17 protein-coding genes are annotated in these 16,360 nt (G+C 63.3%); 9 read left to right on the top strand and 8 right to left on the bottom strand.

All coding sequences use genetic code 11. The features are described 5' to 3' along the window. Positions 1 to 12: 12 nt before the first annotated feature. Positions 13 to 666 carry a nicotinate-nucleotide adenylyltransferase gene (gene nadD, locus B3397_RS01885; RefSeq protein ID WP_296246950.1) on the bottom strand — a complete coding sequence of 218 codons (654 nt, stop codon included), beginning with the start codon at positions 664 to 666 and terminating at the stop codon, positions 13 to 15. A 37-nt stretch (positions 667 to 703) separates the two neighbouring features. Beyond that, on the bottom strand, positions 704 to 1,975 hold the full coding sequence (locus B3397_RS01880; RefSeq protein ID WP_296246739.1) for a glutamate-5-semialdehyde dehydrogenase: 1,272 nt from the start codon (positions 1,973 to 1,975) through the stop codon (positions 704 to 706). Between the two features lie 125 nt (positions 1,976 to 2,100). Between B3397_RS01880 and B3397_RS01875 the strand changes: the two genes are divergently transcribed. Further along, complete coding sequence (locus tag B3397_RS01875; protein ID WP_296246736.1) at positions 2,101 to 2,814, top strand: DNA-3-methyladenine glycosylase; 714 nt, start codon at positions 2,101 to 2,103, stop codon at positions 2,812 to 2,814. Between the two features lie 2 nt (positions 2,815 to 2,816). After that, positions 2,817 to 4,136, top strand: coding sequence for a bifunctional DedA family/phosphatase PAP2 family protein (locus tag B3397_RS01870; protein ID WP_296246734.1), 1,320 nt, complete (start codon positions 2,817 to 2,819; stop codon positions 4,134 to 4,136). Between the two features lie 41 nt (positions 4,137 to 4,177). Here B3397_RS01870 and B3397_RS01865 read toward each other — a convergent pair whose 3' ends face one another. The 3 genes from B3397_RS01865 to B3397_RS01855 are packed head-to-tail and all read right to left on the bottom strand — an operon-like array spanning position 4,178 to position 5,864. Continuing rightward, a complete protein-coding gene (locus tag B3397_RS01865) occupies positions 4,178 to 4,774 on the bottom strand; it encodes an LON peptidase substrate-binding domain-containing protein (protein ID WP_296246732.1) in 597 nt (198 codons plus the stop codon). Positions 4,775 to 4,785: 11 nt separating this feature from the next. Continuing rightward, a complete protein-coding gene (locus B3397_RS01860) occupies positions 4,786 to 5,502 on the bottom strand; it encodes an LrgB family protein (RefSeq protein WP_296246730.1) in 717 nt (238 codons plus the stop codon). Beyond that, positions 5,499 to 5,864 (bottom strand): CidA/LrgA family protein, encoded by a 366-nt coding sequence (locus B3397_RS01855; protein WP_296246728.1) that lies wholly within the window; start codon positions 5,862 to 5,864, stop codon positions 5,499 to 5,501. Before B3397_RS01855 ends, B3397_RS01860 begins: the two co-directional genes overlap by 4 nt. A 209-nt stretch (positions 5,865 to 6,073) precedes the next feature. Here B3397_RS01855 and B3397_RS01850 point away from each other — a divergent pair, with 209 nt between their 5' ends. Next, positions 6,074 to 7,801 carry a C13 family peptidase gene (locus B3397_RS01850; protein WP_296246726.1) on the top strand — a complete coding sequence of 576 codons (1,728 nt, stop codon included), beginning with the start codon at positions 6,074 to 6,076 and terminating at the stop codon, positions 7,799 to 7,801. Between the two features lie 27 nt (positions 7,802 to 7,828). After that, positions 7,829 to 8,470: an oxidoreductase gene (locus B3397_RS01845; RefSeq protein ID WP_296246723.1), complete on the top strand. Its 642-nt coding sequence runs from the start codon at positions 7,829 to 7,831 to the stop codon at positions 8,468 to 8,470. Positions 8,471 to 8,482: 12 nt separating this feature from the next. Here B3397_RS01845 and ubiX read toward each other — a convergent pair whose 3' ends face one another. Both ubiX and mpl read right to left on the bottom strand, forming a co-directional pair. After that, on the bottom strand, positions 8,483 to 9,112 hold the full coding sequence (gene ubiX / locus B3397_RS01840) for a flavin prenyltransferase UbiX (protein ID WP_296246721.1): 630 nt from the start codon (positions 9,110 to 9,112) through the stop codon (positions 8,483 to 8,485). Then, a complete protein-coding gene (gene mpl / locus B3397_RS01835; protein ID WP_296246719.1) occupies positions 9,109 to 10,458 on the bottom strand; it encodes a UDP-N-acetylmuramate:L-alanyl-gamma-D-glutamyl-meso-diaminopimelate ligase in 1,350 nt (449 codons plus the stop codon). Before mpl ends, ubiX begins: the two co-directional genes overlap by 4 nt. Before the next feature lie 177 nt (positions 10,459 to 10,635). Between mpl and B3397_RS01830 the strand changes: the two genes are divergently transcribed. The 5 genes from B3397_RS01830 (at position 10,636) to ppa (ending at position 15,062) form a co-directional block, all read left to right on the top strand. Beyond that, a complete protein-coding gene (locus tag B3397_RS01830) occupies positions 10,636 to 12,156 on the top strand; it encodes an aldehyde dehydrogenase family protein (RefSeq protein WP_296246715.1) in 1,521 nt (506 codons plus the stop codon). A gap of 211 nt (positions 12,157 to 12,367) precedes the next feature. Further along, positions 12,368 to 12,826 (top strand): GNAT family N-acetyltransferase, encoded by a 459-nt coding sequence (locus B3397_RS01825; protein WP_296246713.1) that lies wholly within the window; start codon positions 12,368 to 12,370, stop codon positions 12,824 to 12,826. 114 nt (positions 12,827 to 12,940) lie between these two features. Continuing rightward, positions 12,941 to 13,588, top strand: coding sequence for a DedA family protein (locus B3397_RS01820; protein ID WP_296246711.1), 648 nt, complete (start codon positions 12,941 to 12,943; stop codon positions 13,586 to 13,588). A 3-nt stretch (positions 13,589 to 13,591) separates the two neighbouring features. Then, positions 13,592 to 14,377 (top strand): zinc-dependent peptidase, encoded by a 786-nt coding sequence (locus B3397_RS01815; RefSeq protein WP_296246709.1) that lies wholly within the window; start codon positions 13,592 to 13,594, stop codon positions 14,375 to 14,377. A gap of 157 nt (positions 14,378 to 14,534) precedes the next feature. After that, complete coding sequence (ppa, locus tag B3397_RS01810) at positions 14,535 to 15,062, top strand: inorganic diphosphatase (RefSeq protein ID WP_296246706.1); 528 nt, start codon at positions 14,535 to 14,537, stop codon at positions 15,060 to 15,062. Between the two features lie 345 nt (positions 15,063 to 15,407). Here ppa and B3397_RS01805 read toward each other — a convergent pair whose 3' ends face one another. After that, a complete protein-coding gene (locus tag B3397_RS01805; RefSeq protein ID WP_296246704.1) occupies positions 15,408 to 15,938 on the bottom strand; it encodes a glyoxalase superfamily protein in 531 nt (176 codons plus the stop codon). Positions 15,939 to 16,360 lie beyond the last annotated feature (422 nt).

The following is a 16,360-nucleotide window of genomic DNA, read 5'->3' as shown; positions in this document are numbered from 1 at the left end:
AACTCATTCAGTTCAATTGGACCCACGGTACAGCCCGTGCGCCTCGATGTAGGCCAGTACCGCGTCAGGCACCAGGAAACGTACCGACTTACCGCTGGCCAGCAGTTGGCGGATCTGGGTGGCCGACACCGCGAGCGGTGCCTGCCAGACGAAAGTAATTTGTCCGCCCGGCCCCTTCAGGGCCTGCGGGTCGCTGACCGAACGCGCCGCCACCAGGTTGCGCAAGGCATCCGGCGGCTCGGCATCCGCATCAGGGCGCTGCAACACCACGATGTGGCAGTGTTGCAGCAGTTCTTCCCAACGGTGCCAGGAGGGTAGCCCGCAAAAGGCGTCCCAACCCAACAGCAGAATCAGCTGATCATCCTTGGCCAGTTCCGCGCGCATCGACTCCAGGGTGTCGAGGGTGTATGACGGCTTGTCCCGGCGCAGCTCCAGGTCGTCCACGGTCAGCGGCGCCAAGCCGTCTACCGCCGCACGCACCATCGCCAGCCGATGCTCGGCCGACACCTGCGGCTGGTCGCGATGGGGTGGCCGGGCACTGGGCACCATGCGCAGTTCGTCCAGCTTCAACGCTTCGGTCACTTCAAGCGCGCCACGCAAATGGCCGATATGCACCGGATCGAACGTGCCCCCCAACACCCCGATTCTACGTGGGGTCGCCTGTATAGCTGGCTGGGGACCGGGCAGGTTCGGTTCGGTCAAGTCAGGCCGGCTCCTGGCCGCGCAACTGGCCGTCGCCGACCACTACATATTTCTCGCAGGTCAGGCCTTCCAGGCCAACCGGGCCCCGGGCGTGGATCTTGTCGGTGGAAATGCCGATCTCGGCACCCAACCCGTACTCGAAGCCGTCGGCGAAGCAGGTCGGCGCGTTGATCATGACCGAGGCGGAATCCACCTCGGCCACGAATCGACGAGCCCGCCCCTGATGCTCGGTGACAATGGCATCGGTGTGGTGGGAACCGTAGTGATTGATGTGCTCGATGGCCGCGTCCAGCCCCTCCACCACACGTATCGACAGGATGGCCGCCAGGTACTCGGTACCCCAGTCTTCGTCGGTGGCCGGGTTGGCCTCGATCAGGTCGCGGGTGCGCGGGCAACCCCGCAACTCCACGCCCTTCTCGCGAAACTCTGCGGCCATGGCCGGCAGGAACTGCTCGGCCACGGCCTGATCGACCAGCAAGGTTTCCATGGCGCCGCAGATGCCATACCGGTAGGTCTTGGCGTTGAACGCGATGCGCTGCGCTTTGGCAAGGTCAGCCCCCGCATCGACGAACACATGGCAGATGCCGTCCAGATGCTTGATCACCGGCACCTTGGCGTCGCGGCTGACCCGCTCGATCAGCCCACGGCCGCCACGCGGCACGATGATATCAACGTACTCGGGCATGGTGATCAGCGCGCCCACTGCAGCGCGATCGGTGGTATCGACCACTTGCACCACGGCTGGCGGCAAACCGGCTTCGGCCAGACCACGCTGGATGCACGCGGCGATGGCACGGTTGGAGTGAATCGCTTCGGAGCCGCCGCGCAGGATGGTCGCGTTGCCCGACTTCAGGCACAGGCTGGCCGCGTCGATGGTCACGTTGGGCCGAGACTCGTAGATGATCCCGACCACGCCCAGGGGCACGCGCATCTTGCCGACCTGAATGCCGGAAGGCCGGTAGCTCATGTCGCGGATCGCGCCTACCGGGTCTGGCAGGCTGGCCACCTGGCGCAGGCCGACGATCATGCCGTCGATGCGCGCCGGGGTCAGCGCCAGACGCTCGAGCATGGCCGGCTCCAGGCCGTTGGCCCGGCCCGCGGCCAGGTCCAGTTCATTGGCGGCAACCAGCGCCTGGCGGTCGCTGTCCAAGGTGTTGGCGGCAGCGTGCAGCGCGCGGTTCTTCTGCGCGGTGCTGGCACGGCCGATGACCCGGGACGCGTCACGGGCAGCGCGACCCAGGCGGGTCATGTAGTCAAGCACGGACTCGGTCATGGTCTCAGTGGTCTTGGCAAAGAGGAAAGCGGCTGATTATAGCTGTCACATCCGCGCACTAACAGCGGTGACGGGCGGATGGTCGAAAACACCTCTGTAAACACTTGTGTTCAGCGGCAATTAATATGCAATTGCTATCATCGCTTACCCACTCAATGGATGCTCGTATGCTCAACCCGTTGCCGGACGCATTTTTCGACACAGACGCCCAGGCACTGGCCTGCCGGTTGCTGGGAAAAGTCATCCGCCACCGTCAGGGACCGTACTGGCTCTCGGCGCGAATCATCGAAACCGAGGCGTACTACGTGACCGATCGCGGTAGCCATGCCTCGCTGGGCTACACGGAAAAACGTAAGGCTTTGTTTCTGGATGGCGGGCACATCTATATGTACTACGCCCGCGGCGGGGACTCGCTGAACTTCAGCGCCCACGGCCCCGGCAATGCCGTACTGATCAAATCCGCCTACCCCTGGCTCGACGAACACAGCGATGCCAATGCCTTCGCCCAGATGCAGCTGAACAACCCCGATGCCAGCGGCAAGCCACGGCCCGCCGAACGCTTGTGCGCCGGGCAGACCCTGTTGTGCAAGGCGCTGGGGCTCAAAGTCCCCACCTGGGACGCCCAGCGCTTCGATCACCAACTGTTGTTCGTCGACGACGTTGGCGCTCAGGTCAGCGAGATCATTCAGACGACACGCCTGGGCATCCCCACAGGCCGTGACGAACACCTGCCCTACCGCTTCGTGGATGCGCACTACGCACGCTTCTGCACCCGGAACCCTCTACGTCGCGGACAGGTCGAAGGCCGCGATTACTTCATGCTCACTCAAGGAAACTGACCATGGGCGAATGGCTGGACAGCCTGACCGGCTGGTTGACACTGCACCCCCAATGGCTGGGGGTCGCCATCTTCACCATTGCCTGCGTGGAGTGCCTGGCGATTGCCGGCATCATCGTGCCAGGTACGGTGGTGCTGTTCGCCGTGGCAGTACTGGCGGGCAACGGCGCGCTGTCGTTGAGCGAAACCTTGCTGCTGGGCTACGCCGGCGGGCTATTGGGGGATGCCATCTCCTACGCCTTGGGCAGGCGCTTCCACCAGAACATCCGAAGTCTGCCGCTATTGCGCACGCACCCGGAATGGCTGGGCACTGCGGAAAGCTACTTCCATCGGTATGGCGTAGCCAGCCTGCTGATCGGCCGCTTCATCGGCCCGCTGCGGCCCATGCTGCCGATGGTTGCCGGCATGCTCGACATGCCGCTGCCGCGCTTCATCCTGGTCAGCCTGGTGGCCGCCGCCGGCTGGTCGGTGGCCTATCTCCTGCCGGGCTGGGCCACCGGCGCGGCCTTCCGCCTGCCACTGCCCGAAGGTTTCTGGCCTGAAGCGGGCATCGTCGCCGCCTGTATCGCCCTGCTGATCGGGTTGAGCGTGCACGCTACCTGGCGCGACCGCGAGCGCGGCACGCAACTGATCGCCCTGGCCAGCCTGATCATGCTCACCGCCCTGTTCTTTGGCTTTCCTTACTTGGATGCGTTGGATAACGGGCTCAAGACCCTGGTGCAGGAGCATCGCAGCGAAGCGGCGGAAATGTTCGTGGTCATCGTCACCCGGATTGGCGACTTCCGCACTCAGTTCATGGTGGCGGCGCTGGTGACGGTGCTGCTGCTGGTCACCCGCCAGTGGCGGCCGGCGCTGTTCGCCTGTTCGACGATGTTGATCACTGCACTGCTCAATGGCAGCCTCAAGCACTTCGTGGCGCGTCAACGCCCAGACGTGCTGCTCGAACCTCTCACCACCTTCAGCATGCCCAGCGGCCACAGTTCGGCCGCGTTTGCGTTCTTTCTGAGCCTGGCGGTGCTGGCCGGACGCGGGCAGCCCTCGCGCATGCGCCTGACCTGGGTGCTGCTGGCAGCCATTCCGGCGTTGTCGATCGCCTTGTCGCGGGTATATCTGGGCGCGCACTGGCCCACCGACGTGATGGCCGGAACCATGCTCGCCTGCTTCGTCTGCGCGACCTGCCTGGCAGTGGTGCAGCATCGCGGTCCGATACCGGCCATGCCGTTGCGAGTGTGGTGGTTGATCGTGCCGGCGTGCGTGGCGCTGCTGGGGTTCTTTGCCTGGCACGGGCTGCCGGATGCGTTGGCGCGCTATCGGTATATGTGAGGGGTGGGGTTGAGAGGGCGCTCAAGCTGCGTACGGCTGCATCAAACCTCCACAACCCCCTCCGCCTGCAACTCCGTCAACAGATGCTGAATCATCAGCAACCGCACCCCGGGATCTTCCTCCCTCAGCAACAGCGCCTTGTCACGCTCGGCAAAGGGCAGCAGGTAGGCCAGTTGATTGGCCAGCGACTGCTGCCCGGTCGCCCCCTGAACCATCCCCAGCGCCGCCACCATCGGGTGCTCCGCCAGGGCGGTCAGCAGCGCCAGCAGGTCGTCATGATCCTCGCTCAACGCACGGTCCGGCTGATCCTGCAACCAGCGCACTTCCCCTACCAGCAGCATGTCACGCTGCACTTCATTGGTGAGCACCTCGAAGCGACGTCCACCCTGGACCCGGATACCCAACAGGCCATTGTCCTGCTGCTTGAAATCGGTGATCACCGCTTCGCAGCCGACCACGGCATGAATCAGGCCCTGCTTGCCGACCACGGCCTCCTCGAGGATGCCCACCACACCGAAGCCCTCACCCTGCTTCATGCAACGGCCAATCATGTCCAGGTAACGCGCCTCGAAGATCTGCAAATCCAGGGTGCAGCCGGGGAACAGCACGGTGTTGAGTGGAAACAGCGGCAAGGTCATAGCAGACTTCCTCAAACGAACAGGCTGATCGCCAGCGGCAGGAACACCGCTGTAGCGACCCCCATCAAGCTCATTGCCAGGGCCGCGAAGGCCCCGGTCTCGTCACTTTCCTGCAGCGCCACCGAGGTCCCCACGGCATGCGCGGTGAGCCCCAGGGCCATGCCTCGGGCAGCAGGACTGTGCACACCCAGCAAGGACAGCAGCCCGGGCCCGAAGATTCCACCGATGACCCCGGTGATCAATACGAACACCGCCGCCAGCGCGGCCACACCACCGATCTGCTCGGCCACCAGCATGGCGATGGGCGAGGTGACGGACTTGGGCGCCATGGTCATCAGGATCATGTGCTCGGCGCCCAGCCACCCGCCCAGCAACAGGCACAGCCCGGTGGCAAAAGAGCCGCCCACCACCAGCGTAGTCAAGATGGGCCAGAGCAACTGCCGGATGCGGCGCAGGTTGAGAAACAGCGGAACGGCCAAGGCTACCGTGGCAGGTCCCAGCAGAATGCCGAGAATCTCGGTACTCCTGCGGTACTCGTCATAGCTGATGCCGCACAGCAACAGTACCGAGACCAGCAGCAACATCGACAGCAGCACCGGCTGCAGGAAGATCCAGCGAGTTTTCTCATACCCCGCCAGCACCAGTTGATAGGCGCCCAGGGTGATGCCGATGCCAAACAGCGGATGGTGAATGACCGCGGCGACCGCGCCCTGCCAGTCGAGCATCATGGCTGCGTCTCCTCGGGCTTGCGCTGGCGCCGGATGAGGCGCTGCATCAAGCAGCCGGCGAAGACCACTGAAACCAGCACCGAGATCACCAGTGAGCCCACGATCGCCCAGAAATCCTTGGCGATCTCGCTGGCGTAGACCATCACGCCCACGGCCGGGGGTACCAGCAACAACGGCAGGTAACGCAGCAGGCTGTTGGCCGCCAGACTCAGCGGCTCGCTGACCTCACCGCGCACCATCAGGTAGACCAACAGCAGCACCAGACCAATGATCGGTCCGGGCAGTACCGGCAGAAAAAGGTGATTCAGGGCCGTGCCCAGCAGCTGGAACAACACCAGCCAGGTCAAACCGCGTAGCAACATAATGATCTCCGACAAGTGCCGGCATTATAAGCATGCTCACCCGGGCCTGCCGCCGGCCCGGCGTGGTCATATGCCGCACAGGTATGGGGTGAACGTGGGTGACTCCGCTTACGCCGCTGCTGCGGCAGGTGAAGAAAGGATGCCGCCGTAGCTGTTTTCCACCCGGCCAAGTACGGCATACTCGGCGCCTCACTTGCCCGGACCCCGTCATGCGCCCACTCGTTCCTCTCGCCCTTTCGTTGTTGATCGCCGCCTGCGGTGATGGCGAGCCGTTGTCGCCCCCGGACGCGCGCCTGCCCGACGGCGGCCGCTACCGGGGCGATGTGGTCAATGGCCTGCTGCAAGGTCAGGGTCGCGTCGATTACCCCAACGGCAGCGGCTATGCCGGGCAGTTCAAGGACGGCCAGTGGCAGGGCCAGGGTCAATGGCACGGACGCAACGGCGAGGTCTACACGGGGGGCTTCGATCACGGCCTGTTTCACGGTCAAGGCACCTTGATCGCCCACGGCGCCACCTACAGCGGAGGCTTCGTCAAGGGCCGGCGCGACGGTGAAGGGACCTTCAAGGAACCTGGCGTCTCGTACCGTGGCGGTTTCAAGGACGATCAGTACTCCGGCGCAGGTCATATAGAACTCGACGACGGCAGCCAGTACCAAGGCTGGTTCGCCCATGGCAAGCCCAGCGGCGAGGGGACCCGCAGCGATGCAGCGGGCAACCAGTTCAGCGGCACCTTCGTCAACGGCCTGCTGGAAGGCCACGGCACCTACAGCAATGCCGACGGCGACCAGTACATCGGCAACTTTCATCACAATCAGCTCAACGGTCGTGGCCGCTACGAAAACGCCGCGGGCGACGTGTGGATCGGCCAATTCAAGGACGGCGTCCTGAGCGGCAAGGGCGAGATGTTCGCCAGCGATGGCAGCCACTACAAGGGCGAGTTTGCGGAGTGGCGTTTCAGTGGCCGAGGCCTGCTCGCCCTGGCCGATGGCAGTGTGTACAGCGGCCACTTCGAGAACGATACCTATCATGGCCCTGGCACCTTGACCTTCAAGGACGGCAGCAGCCAGGGCGGTCAATGGCTCAACGGGCAGCGGGTTCGGGACGAACAGGGCCATCTGCTGCCCGACCCGCTGGAAGTCGGCCTGCTCAACCAGGGCCATTTGCTCGATCAGGCCTTGAATGCCCTGCCCGCCTCGACCCCCGCCATCGAACTGTACACCCTGACCCTGGCCGGGGATGGCAAGCAAAGCGTGTTCCTGCGCGAGACCGATTACGTCAGCCGCATGCTCGCCAGCCGGTTTGGCGCCGTTGGCCAGATCAGCCTGGCCAACCATCGCGACCACCTGGCCGACCGCCTCATGGCCAGCCGCGAAACCCTCAGCCGCAGTGTCCAGGCACTGTCCGAGCGCAGCGGAGCCGAGGATCTGGTGTTCATCTACCTGTCCAGTCATGGCACCAGCGAACACGAGCTGGTGCTGGACCAGCCGCGTCTGCAACTGGCCGACCTGCCGGCCGCCGAGCTGGCCGCGGTGCTGGCTCCGTTGAAGAACCGCGACAAGGTGGTGGTCATTTCAGCGTGCTACTCCGGGGGGTTCATTCCGGCGCTCAAGGACGACAAGACCCTGATCATGACCGCCTCTCGGGCGGATCGTGTGTCATTCGGTTGCTCGGAAGAAGCCGATTTCACCTATTTCGGTGACGCGCTGTTCGCCCAGGCCCTGAATGAAACCGACGATTTGAAACAAGCGTTCGAACTTGCCAGTGCCCATGTTGCCGAACGGGAGATTGCCGACAACTACGAGGCGTCCCAGCCACAGATCTGGGCCCCCAAAGGCGTTCTGGCCCACTGGCAGCGGTTGCGTCAGCAGCAAGCCAAGCAGGCGTTGCAGGCAACCACCGCCGATGTGGCGCAGGCGCAAAAGGCAAACAGCCACTAAGCTTGCCTGTATCAAGGGAGACTCAGCATGTACTTGACGCCGCAGCACATCCTGCTCGCAGGAGCCACTGGCCTTACCGGCGAGCACTTGCTCGACCGCCTGCTCAGCGAACCGACCGTCAGCCGTGTACTGGCCCCGACCCGCCGGCCGCTGGCCGAGCACGCGCACCTGGAGAACCCGGTCGGGTCACTGGCGCAGCTGCTGCCACAGCTCGACGGCCAGGTGGATATCGCCTATTGCTGCCTGGGCACGACCATCAAGCAGGCGGGTTCCCAGGAGGCGTTCCGCCAGGTCGATCATGACCTGATCGTGGCCTACGCCCAGCGGGCCCGAGAACTGGGCGCGCGCCATCTGCTGGTCATCAGTGCCATCGACGCCGACCCGGCTTCCTCGATCTTCTATAACCGAGTCAAGGGCGAGACCGAGCAGGCCCTGCGCGCTCAAGGCTGGCCGCAGCTGACCATTGCAAGGCCGTCAGTACTGATCGGCACGCGCACCGAAACGCGCATGGCCGAGAAGATCGCCGGCCCACTGTCCAAGCTGATCCCGGGCAAGTACCACGGCATCGAGGCGTGTCAGCTGGCGCGGGCGCTGTGGCGGCTGGCACTGGAAGAACAGGATGGCGTGCGCGTGGTGGAGTCTGACGAGCTGCGGCGGCTGGGCAAATAGCCAAGCCTGCTCTCAGTCATCGCTGCCCAAATGGTATTCGCCCCAGCGCGGCAGCATGTCCTGGGGGATATCCAGCAGGTTCAACACCCGTGCCACGACGAAATCGATCAGATCATCGATGGTTTGTGGCTGGTGATAGAAGCCTGGCGCAGCCGGCAATATCACTGCGCCCATCTGCGACAGCTTGAGCATGTTCTCCAGATGAATCGTCGAGAATGGCGCTTCGCGCGGCACCAGAATCAGTTGGCGACGCTCTTTGAGCGTGACATCGGCGGCGCGCTCGATCAGGTTGTTGCACGCCCCGCAGGCGATCGCCGACAGCGTGCCGGTCGAACAGGGCACCACCACCATGGCGCTGGGTGCGCCCGAGCCTGAGGCCACCGGCGACATCCAGTCTTCCTTGCCATACACCTTGATCTGCCCGGCCGAAGCGCCGGTGTACTCGGTGAGAAACGCCTGCATCGCCTGAGGCTTGGCGGGCAGGATGACGTCCGTTTCGGTGGACATCACCAGTTGCGCGGCCTTGGAGATGAGAAAGTGCACCTCCCGGTCCTCGCGCACCAGGCAGTCGAGCAAGCGCAGGCCGTACTGGGCGCCCGAGGCGCCCGTCATGGCCAGGGTAATACGCTGCGGGCCACTCATTTCAGCGCCTCGGCCAGCTTCATGTGCAGCCCGCCAAAGCCACCGTTGCTCATGATCACGACATGAGTACCGGGTTGCGCCTGGCTTTTGACCCGCTCGATGATCGCCTCCAGCGAGTCGGCGACCACGGCCGGTACCTGGCACTGCGCTGCGGTCGCGCCCAGGTCCCAGCCCAGATTGGGCGGTGCGTACCAGATCACCTGGTCGGCATCGCGCACGCTTTCCGGCAACCCATCACGGTGAGCGCCCAACTTCATGGAATTGGAGCGCGGCTCGATCACGGCAATCAAGGGCGCTTCGCCAATCCGCTTGCGCAACCCGTCCAAGGTGGTGGCGATGGCGGTAGGGTGATGGGCGAAATCGTCATAGATGGTTACGCCCTGCACCTCAGCCACCCATTCCATGCGGCGTTTGACGCTTTTGAAGGCGCTCAGGCCTTCGATGCCCAGCGGCGCTACGACGCCGACGTGCCGTGCCGCGGCCAGGGTCGCGAGAGCGTTGGCCACGTTGTGCTGGCCGGTCAGCGGCCAGTCGACGGTGCCTTGCACCACACCCTCGAACAGCACCTCGAAGCGTGAGCCGTCTTCGCTGAGCAGACGTGCCTGCCATTGCCCCGCCGCGCCCGTGGTTTGCACCGGCGTCCAGCAGCCCATCTCGATGACCCGGCTCAAGGCAGGTTCCGTGGTGGGGTGAATGATCAGGCCTTCGTTGGGGATGGTGCGCACCAGATGATGGAACTGGCGCTCGATGGCAGCCAGGTCGGGAAAGATGTCCGCGTGGTCGAATTCCAGATTATTCAGGATCGCGGTGCGCGGGCGGTAGTGCACGAACTTGGAGCGTTTGTCGAAGAACGCGCTGTCGTATTCGTCGGCCTCGACCACGAAGAACGGCGTGTCCCCCAGGCGTGCAGAGACGGCGAAGTTCTGCGGCACGCCGCCAATCAGAAACCCCGGGCTCATGCCGGCATGTTCCAGCACCCAGGCGAGCATGCTGCTGGTGGTGGTCTTGCCGTGGGTACCGGCCACGGCCAGTACCCAGCGACCCTGCAGCACGTGGTCGGCCAGCCATTGCGGGCCGGAAACGTAAGGCAGGCCTTTGTTCAGCACGTGCTCCACGGCGGGGTTGCCACGCGACAGCGCATTGCCGATCACCACCAGGTCGGGGGCCGGGTCCAGTTGCGCAGCGTCGTAGCCCTGTGTCAGTTCGATACCCTGGGCTTGCAACTGGGTGCTCATGGGCGGGTAGACATTGGCGTCGGAACCGGTAACGCGGTGGCCCAGCTCTTTGGCCAACACCGCCAGAGAGCCCATGAACGTACCGCAGATACCGAGAATATGAATGTGCATGATTGACCTCGCAAAACGTCGAGGCAGGGTAGCGTAGGGTAGGAAAAATCGCATCCTTTGATTGGAAACCGGCGAACGACTGGCGGCCTCCAGGGCTGCACGGGTCCGCCATTTGCTCTAAGCTCAAAGACGCAACCGCGCGTACTCCCAAAATCACAAAAGCAGGAGATACCTACCATGCGTTACGCACACCCGGGCACCGAAGGCGCCAAGGTCAATTTCAAGGCCAAGTACGGCAACTACATCGGTGGCGAGTTCGTCGCGCCGGTAGACGGTAACTACTTCACCACCACTTCACCCGTCAACGGCAAACCCATCGCCGAATTTCCCCGCTCCACGGCCAAGGACATCGACAAGGCCCTGGATGCCGCCCACGCTGCCGCCGATGCCTGGGGCAGCACATCGGCCCAGGCGCGTTCGCTGGTACTGCTCAAGATCGCCGATCGCATCGAAGAGCATCTGGAAACCCTGGCCATCACCGAAACCTGGGACAACGGCAAGGCCATCCGCGAAACCCTCAACGCCGACATCCCGCTGGCGGCCGACCACTTCCGTTACTTCGCCGGCTGCCTGCGGGCGCAGGAAGGCAGTGCTGCGGAAATCGACGGCAATACCGTGGCCTACCATATCCATGAGCCGTTGGGCGTGGTCGGGCAGATCATCCCCTGGAACTTCCCTATCCTGATGGCCGCGTGGAAACTGGCGCCGGCGCTGGCCGCAGGCAATTGCGTGGTGCTCAAGCCGGCGGAACAGACACCATTGGGCATCACCGTGCTGATGGAGCTCATCGGCGACCTGCTGCCCCCAGGTGTGCTCAACGTGGTGCAGGGCTTCGGCAAGGAAGCGGGCGAGGCACTGGCCACCAGCAAGCGCATCGCCAAGATCGCCTTCACCGGCTCCACACCGGTGGGCTCGCACATCATGAAGTGCGCCGCCGAGAACATCATTCCCTCGACCGTGGAACTGGGCGGCAAGTCGCCGAACATTTTCTTCGAAGACATCATGCAAGCCGAGCAGACTTTCATCGAGAAGGCCGCCGAAGGCCTGGTGCTGGCGTTCTTCAACCAGGGCGAAGTCTGTACCTGTCCGTCGCGGGCGCTGGTGCAGGAGTCCATCTATCCAGCGTTCATGAAAGAAGTTATGAAGAAGGTCGAGCAGATCAAGCGCGGCGATCCGCTGGACACCGACACCATGGTCGGCGCCCAGGCCTCGGAGCAGCAATTCGACAAGATCCTCTCCTACCTCGACATCGCCAAGGGTGAAGGCGCGGAGCTGTTGACCGGCGGCCAGGTGCAGAAGCTGGAGGGTGACCTCTCCACCGGTTACTACATTCAGCCGACGCTGCTCAAGGGCACCAACAAGATGCGGGTGTTCCAGGAGGAGATCTTCGGGCCAGTGGTGAGCATCACCACGTTCAAGGACGAAGCCGAAGCCCTGGCCATCGCCAACGACACCGAGTTCGGCCTGGGCGCCGGCGTCTGGACCCGCGACATCAACCGCGCCTGGCGCATGGGCCGCGGCATCAAGGCCGGACGCGTCTGGACCAACTGCTATCACCTGTACCCCGCGCACGCGGCGTTCGGTGGCTACAAGAAGTCCGGTGTGGGCCGCGAAACCCACAAGATGATGCTCGATCATTACCAGCAGACCAAGAATCTGCTGGTGAGCTATGACATCAATCCGCTCGGCTTTTTCTGATCAAGGTAGCAGCTGGGCAGTTGTAGTGAATGGCCCCCTCACCGCACCTCCCCCAGCGAGAGGGCTGGGGTGAGGGCGCCATCCACCACTGATCTCAATCCCAACCCCTCTTACCCACACCCCATTGCGATTCCCACCCGCTTTAGGCAGCATCGGCCTACGGCATGCCTTCGATTCGCCATCCCCTTGAAGACTGGACGTGAGGCCTGATATGCGAATCATCCAAGCATCCCTCGAGCATCTGGACCTGATTGCCCCGCTGTTCGTGAAGTACCGCGAGTTCTATGGTGAACTGCCATTTCCCGACTCGTCCCGGGCGTTCCTGGAAAAGCGTTTGCGACGCCAGGAGTCGGTCATCTACCTGGCCCTGCCGGATGACGACGACAACCGCCTGCTGGGCTTCTGCCAGCTTTACCCCAGCTATTCTTCGCTGTCGCTCAAGCGCGTATGGATACTCAACGACATCTATGTCGCCGAAGACGCTCGACGCCAATTGGTCGCCGACCACCTGCTGAAAACCGCGAAGAAAATGGCCAGGGACACTCACGCCGTGCGAATGCGGGTCTCCACCAGCGCCAACAATGACGTGGCGCAGAAAACCTACGAGTCGATCGGCTTTCGCGAAGACAACGAGTTCAAGAACTACACCCTGCCGATTTCTCGGGACTAGTCCTGCTGCAGCGCCGGGCCACGGTGAAAGGGCCCTCATTGCCACGCAAACGTTCCATCCCCCGGTATACTCGCGCCACTCTCCACCTATCAGGGCTCCCCACAGGTACCGCACATGGAATTCAACTTCATCGATCTCATCCTTCACCTGGACGTGTACCTCAACTTCCTGGTCACCCAGTACGGCCCCTGGATCTACGCGATCCTGTTCCTGGTGATCTTCTGCGAAACCGGCCTGGTGGTCATGCCGTTCCTGCCGGGTGACTCGCTGCTGTTCATCGCTGGCGCCGTGGCGGCCGGTGGCGGCATGGACCCTTTCCTGCTCGGCGGCCTGTTGATGGCGGCGGCCATCCTGGGCGACAGCACCAACTACGTGGTCGGTCGCACCGCCGGTGACAAGCTGTTCAGCAATCCCGATTCGAAAATCTTTCGCCGCGACTACCTGAACCAGACACACGCCTTCTACGCGCGCCACGGCGGCAAGACCGTGACCCTGGCGCGCTTTCTGCCGATCCTGCGCACCTTCGCTCCCTTCGTCGCCGGCGTTGGCAGGATGCACTACCCGCGTTTCCTGGGTTTCAGCGTGCTGGGCACCATCGGTTGGGTCGGTGGCCTGGTCACCCTGGGCTACTTCTTCGGCAACATGCCGTTCATCAAGAAGAACCTGACCTTGCTGATCGTCGCTATCATCCTCATCTCGCTGCTGCCGATGCTCATCGGTATCGTGCGCAGCCGCATGAACCGCCCAGTGGTCTCGCGCTGAGGCATGTGGTCGCTGAGTGCCTGGCGGCGCCAACGAACCCTGGCCCGCCATCCCATCGATGCCACGCTCTGGCAGACCGTGCGCGATCGGTTGCCGATCCTCGACGGCCTGAGCGCCGAGGAGGATCAACGCCTGCGCGACGGCTGCATCCTTTTCCTGCAGGCCAAGACCCTCAGCTGCCTGCCCGGCGTCGAGCTCGACGATGCCGCACGGTTGCACCTGGCGGCCCAGGCGCAACTGCCCCTGCTGCATCTGGATGACCTGAACTGGTATCAGGGCTTTCACGAGATCGTGCTGTACGCCGACGATTTCCTCAGCCCCCAGCGCTATCGCGACGCCAGCGGTGTGGAGCATCAATGGGACGGCGAGCACAGCGGCGAAGCCTGGCAACAGGGGCCGGTCATTCTTGCCTGGTCCGGGGTACTGGCCAGCGGCGGCTGGGAGGGGTACAACCTGGTCATCCACGAACTGGCGCACAAGCTCGACATGCTCAACGGCGATGCCAATGGCTTGCCGCCCCTGCACGGCGATATGCGCGTGGCCGACTGGGCCAGCGCCATGCAGGCAGCCTATGACGATCTGAATCGACAACTCGACGCCGACCCTGATGCCGAAACCGCCATCGACCCCTACGCGGCGGAGAACCCCGCCGAATTCTTCGCCGTTACCAGCGAGTATTTTTTCAGCGCGCCGGACCTGCTCGACGTGGCCTACCCCCAGGTCTACCAGCAACTGAGTCAGTTCTACCGCCAAAACCCCCTCCTACGCCTGCCCGTAGCAGCGGCATAAGCCGCGTCAGCAACCCATTGACCTTCCCTGAAAACCGACGCGGCTCACGCCGCTGCTACGGGTGTGGTGGGCGTAGCCACAATATGCCTATAATCGCCCCCACATTTTTCGGCCTGCACGGCCTTCAAACTGGCCTATACCACGGGGGCACCGCCCAATGAGCTACAGCAAGATTCCGGCTGGCAAAGACCTGCCGAACGACATCTACGTCGCCATCGAGATTCCGGCCAACCACGCGCCGATCAAGTACGAAATCGACAAGGACAGCGATACCCTGTTCGTCGACCGCTTCATGGCCACCCCCATGTTCTACCCGGCCAACTACGGCTTCATCCCCAACACCCTGGCCGACGACGGCGACCCGCTGGACGTGCTGGTGGTTACGCCATACCCAGTGGCGCCTGGTTCGGTGATCCGTGCCCGTCCGGTCGGCATCCTGCACATGACCGACGACGGCGGCGGCGACGCCAAGGTCATCGCCGTACCACACGACAAACTGTCGCAGCTGTACGTGGACGTGAAGGAATACACCGACCTGCCAGCGCTGCTGCTGGAGCAGATCAAGCACTTCTTCGAGAACTACAAGGATCTCGAAAAAGGCAAATGGGTGAAGATCGAAGGCTGGGGCAATGCCGACGCTGCCCGCGCCGAAATCACCAAATCGGTAGCGGCCTACAAAGGCTGATCATCCGACCCACGAAAAGCCCCGGCCTGTCCGGGGCTTTTTGCTACTGGGCAGCGGCTGGCAAAGTGCGTATCCTGTGCCCACGTCAAACGCCCCTCCTTGCGGAGCGCGAGCGCGGTGAACCGGCCCACATGGCCGCGGAACCACCACCAGCCCAGGCTGGTTCTACAGTTTGAAGGCGGTTGCGGCTTACCAAAAGTAAGGCAAGATCGTCGACGAGAAGCCGGCCAAAAGCCGGCTTTTTAATGCCCGATGCAAAGCCATGGCGTGCTCAACGCATCCGCCTGTGCCGATATCTGCTCGAAGCGGTCCCTGCTTCCATAGAGCAGGGACCTCACTGAAGATTCAGCCCTGGCAAAACCTGATCCTGTTGCCGAACGGGTCGTAGACCTCCAGCACCTTGCCCCAGCCTTGCTCGACGATCTGTGGACGGCCGTAGCCATAGCGTTTGGCGAGCAGTTCGTCGCGCAGGGCTTCGACGCCTTGCATCGGCACGAACACCGTGGCGCCCGGGCTGGCGTCGCCGTGATGTTCGGACAGGTGCAGATGCAGGCCGTTGCGCACGATGCCCAGGTACAGCGGCATTCCGGCTTCGAAACGATGCTCGAACTCGATGCTGAAGCCCAGGAAGTCGAGATAGAACTCCCGCGCCTTGGCTTCGTCGAAGCTACGAACGATGGGGATGGCTCTGTCGAAGCTGATGGCGTGCGGGGTAGTGGGCTGGGCCAGCAGCGCAGCGGCGGTGTTCCAATCCTTGTAGCCCAGCTGCTGGGCAACCATTTCCAGTGCGGTGGAATGGGACACTTCATGCTCACGGCCCTGCAAGGTGACGCGCAGGGTCTTGGCCATTTGCTTGGCTTGGTCGATGGAAAACATTACGGCTCCTGGAGTCGAAGCATCTTGGTGCTCGCGTTGCCAAACCTCGACTGGCAAGAGAGGTGACAGATGGATAGTGGAACAATGCTTTCACCTTTCCTTGCGGAGCGAGCGGCGGGCAGCACGGGCCAGGAAAGATAGTACCACCGCCCCGCTGTCCCCGGTCAAACCGCAAATGCCCCCACCCCCCTCTGTAGGAGCGGCGTAAAGCCGCGAAGGCGCCCTCATGATCGCCGCCAAATCCAGAATATGTACCACCAATGCCGCCCTCTTCGCGGCTTTACGCCGCTCCTACAAGGGGGGGCGGTATGTGATTTTTTTTGTAGGAGCGGCGTGAAGCCGCGAAGGGGCCTGTAGGGGCGCCGCCAAGTTCGAGGTGTGTATCGCCAATGCCGGCATCTTCGCGGCTGTACGCCGCTCCT

The sequence above is a fragment of the Pseudomonas sp. UBA4194 genome (genome assembly GCF_002379585.1).
Taxonomy (GTDB): domain Bacteria; phylum Pseudomonadota; class Gammaproteobacteria; order Pseudomonadales; family Pseudomonadaceae; genus Aquipseudomonas.
Note: the sequence above shows the minus strand (reverse complement) of the source record. Positions and strands in the feature narration are given on the sequence as shown.

Coding starts and splice junctions, on each gene's coding strand:
- B3397_RS01880 (WP_296246739.1), bottom strand. CDS start 1,975: ATGACCGAGTCCGTGCTTGACTACATGACCCGCCTGGGTCGCGCTGCC.
- B3397_RS01875 (WP_296246736.1), top strand. CDS start 2,101: ATGCAATTGCTATCATCGCTTACCCACTCAATGGATGCTCGTATGCTC.
- B3397_RS01870 (WP_296246734.1), top strand. CDS start 2,817: ATGGGCGAATGGCTGGACAGCCTGACCGGCTGGTTGACACTGCACCCC.
- B3397_RS01865 (WP_296246732.1), bottom strand. CDS start 4,774: ATGACCTTGCCGCTGTTTCCACTCAACACCGTGCTGTTCCCCGGCTGC.
- B3397_RS01860 (WP_296246730.1), bottom strand. CDS start 5,502: ATGATGCTCGACTGGCAGGGCGCGGTCGCCGCGGTCATTCACCATCCG.
- B3397_RS01855 (WP_296246728.1), bottom strand. CDS start 5,864: ATGTTGCTACGCGGTTTGACCTGGCTGGTGTTGTTCCAGCTGCTGGGC.
- B3397_RS01850 (WP_296246726.1), top strand. CDS start 6,074: ATGCGCCCACTCGTTCCTCTCGCCCTTTCGTTGTTGATCGCCGCCTGC.
- B3397_RS01845 (WP_296246723.1), top strand. CDS start 7,829: ATGTACTTGACGCCGCAGCACATCCTGCTCGCAGGAGCCACTGGCCTT.
- ubiX (WP_296246721.1), bottom strand. CDS start 9,112: ATGAGTGGCCCGCAGCGTATTACCCTGGCCATGACGGGCGCCTCGGGC.
- mpl (WP_296246719.1), bottom strand. CDS start 10,458: ATGCACATTCATATTCTCGGTATCTGCGGTACGTTCATGGGCTCTCTG.
- B3397_RS01830 (WP_296246715.1), top strand. CDS start 10,636: ATGCGTTACGCACACCCGGGCACCGAAGGCGCCAAGGTCAATTTCAAG.
- B3397_RS01825 (WP_296246713.1), top strand. CDS start 12,368: ATGCGAATCATCCAAGCATCCCTCGAGCATCTGGACCTGATTGCCCCG.
- B3397_RS01820 (WP_296246711.1), top strand. CDS start 12,941: ATGGAATTCAACTTCATCGATCTCATCCTTCACCTGGACGTGTACCTC.
- B3397_RS01815 (WP_296246709.1), top strand. CDS start 13,592: ATGTGGTCGCTGAGTGCCTGGCGGCGCCAACGAACCCTGGCCCGCCAT.
- ppa (WP_296246706.1), top strand. CDS start 14,535: ATGAGCTACAGCAAGATTCCGGCTGGCAAAGACCTGCCGAACGACATC.
- B3397_RS01805 (WP_296246704.1), bottom strand. CDS start 15,938: ATGTTTTCCATCGACCAAGCCAAGCAAATGGCCAAGACCCTGCGCGTC.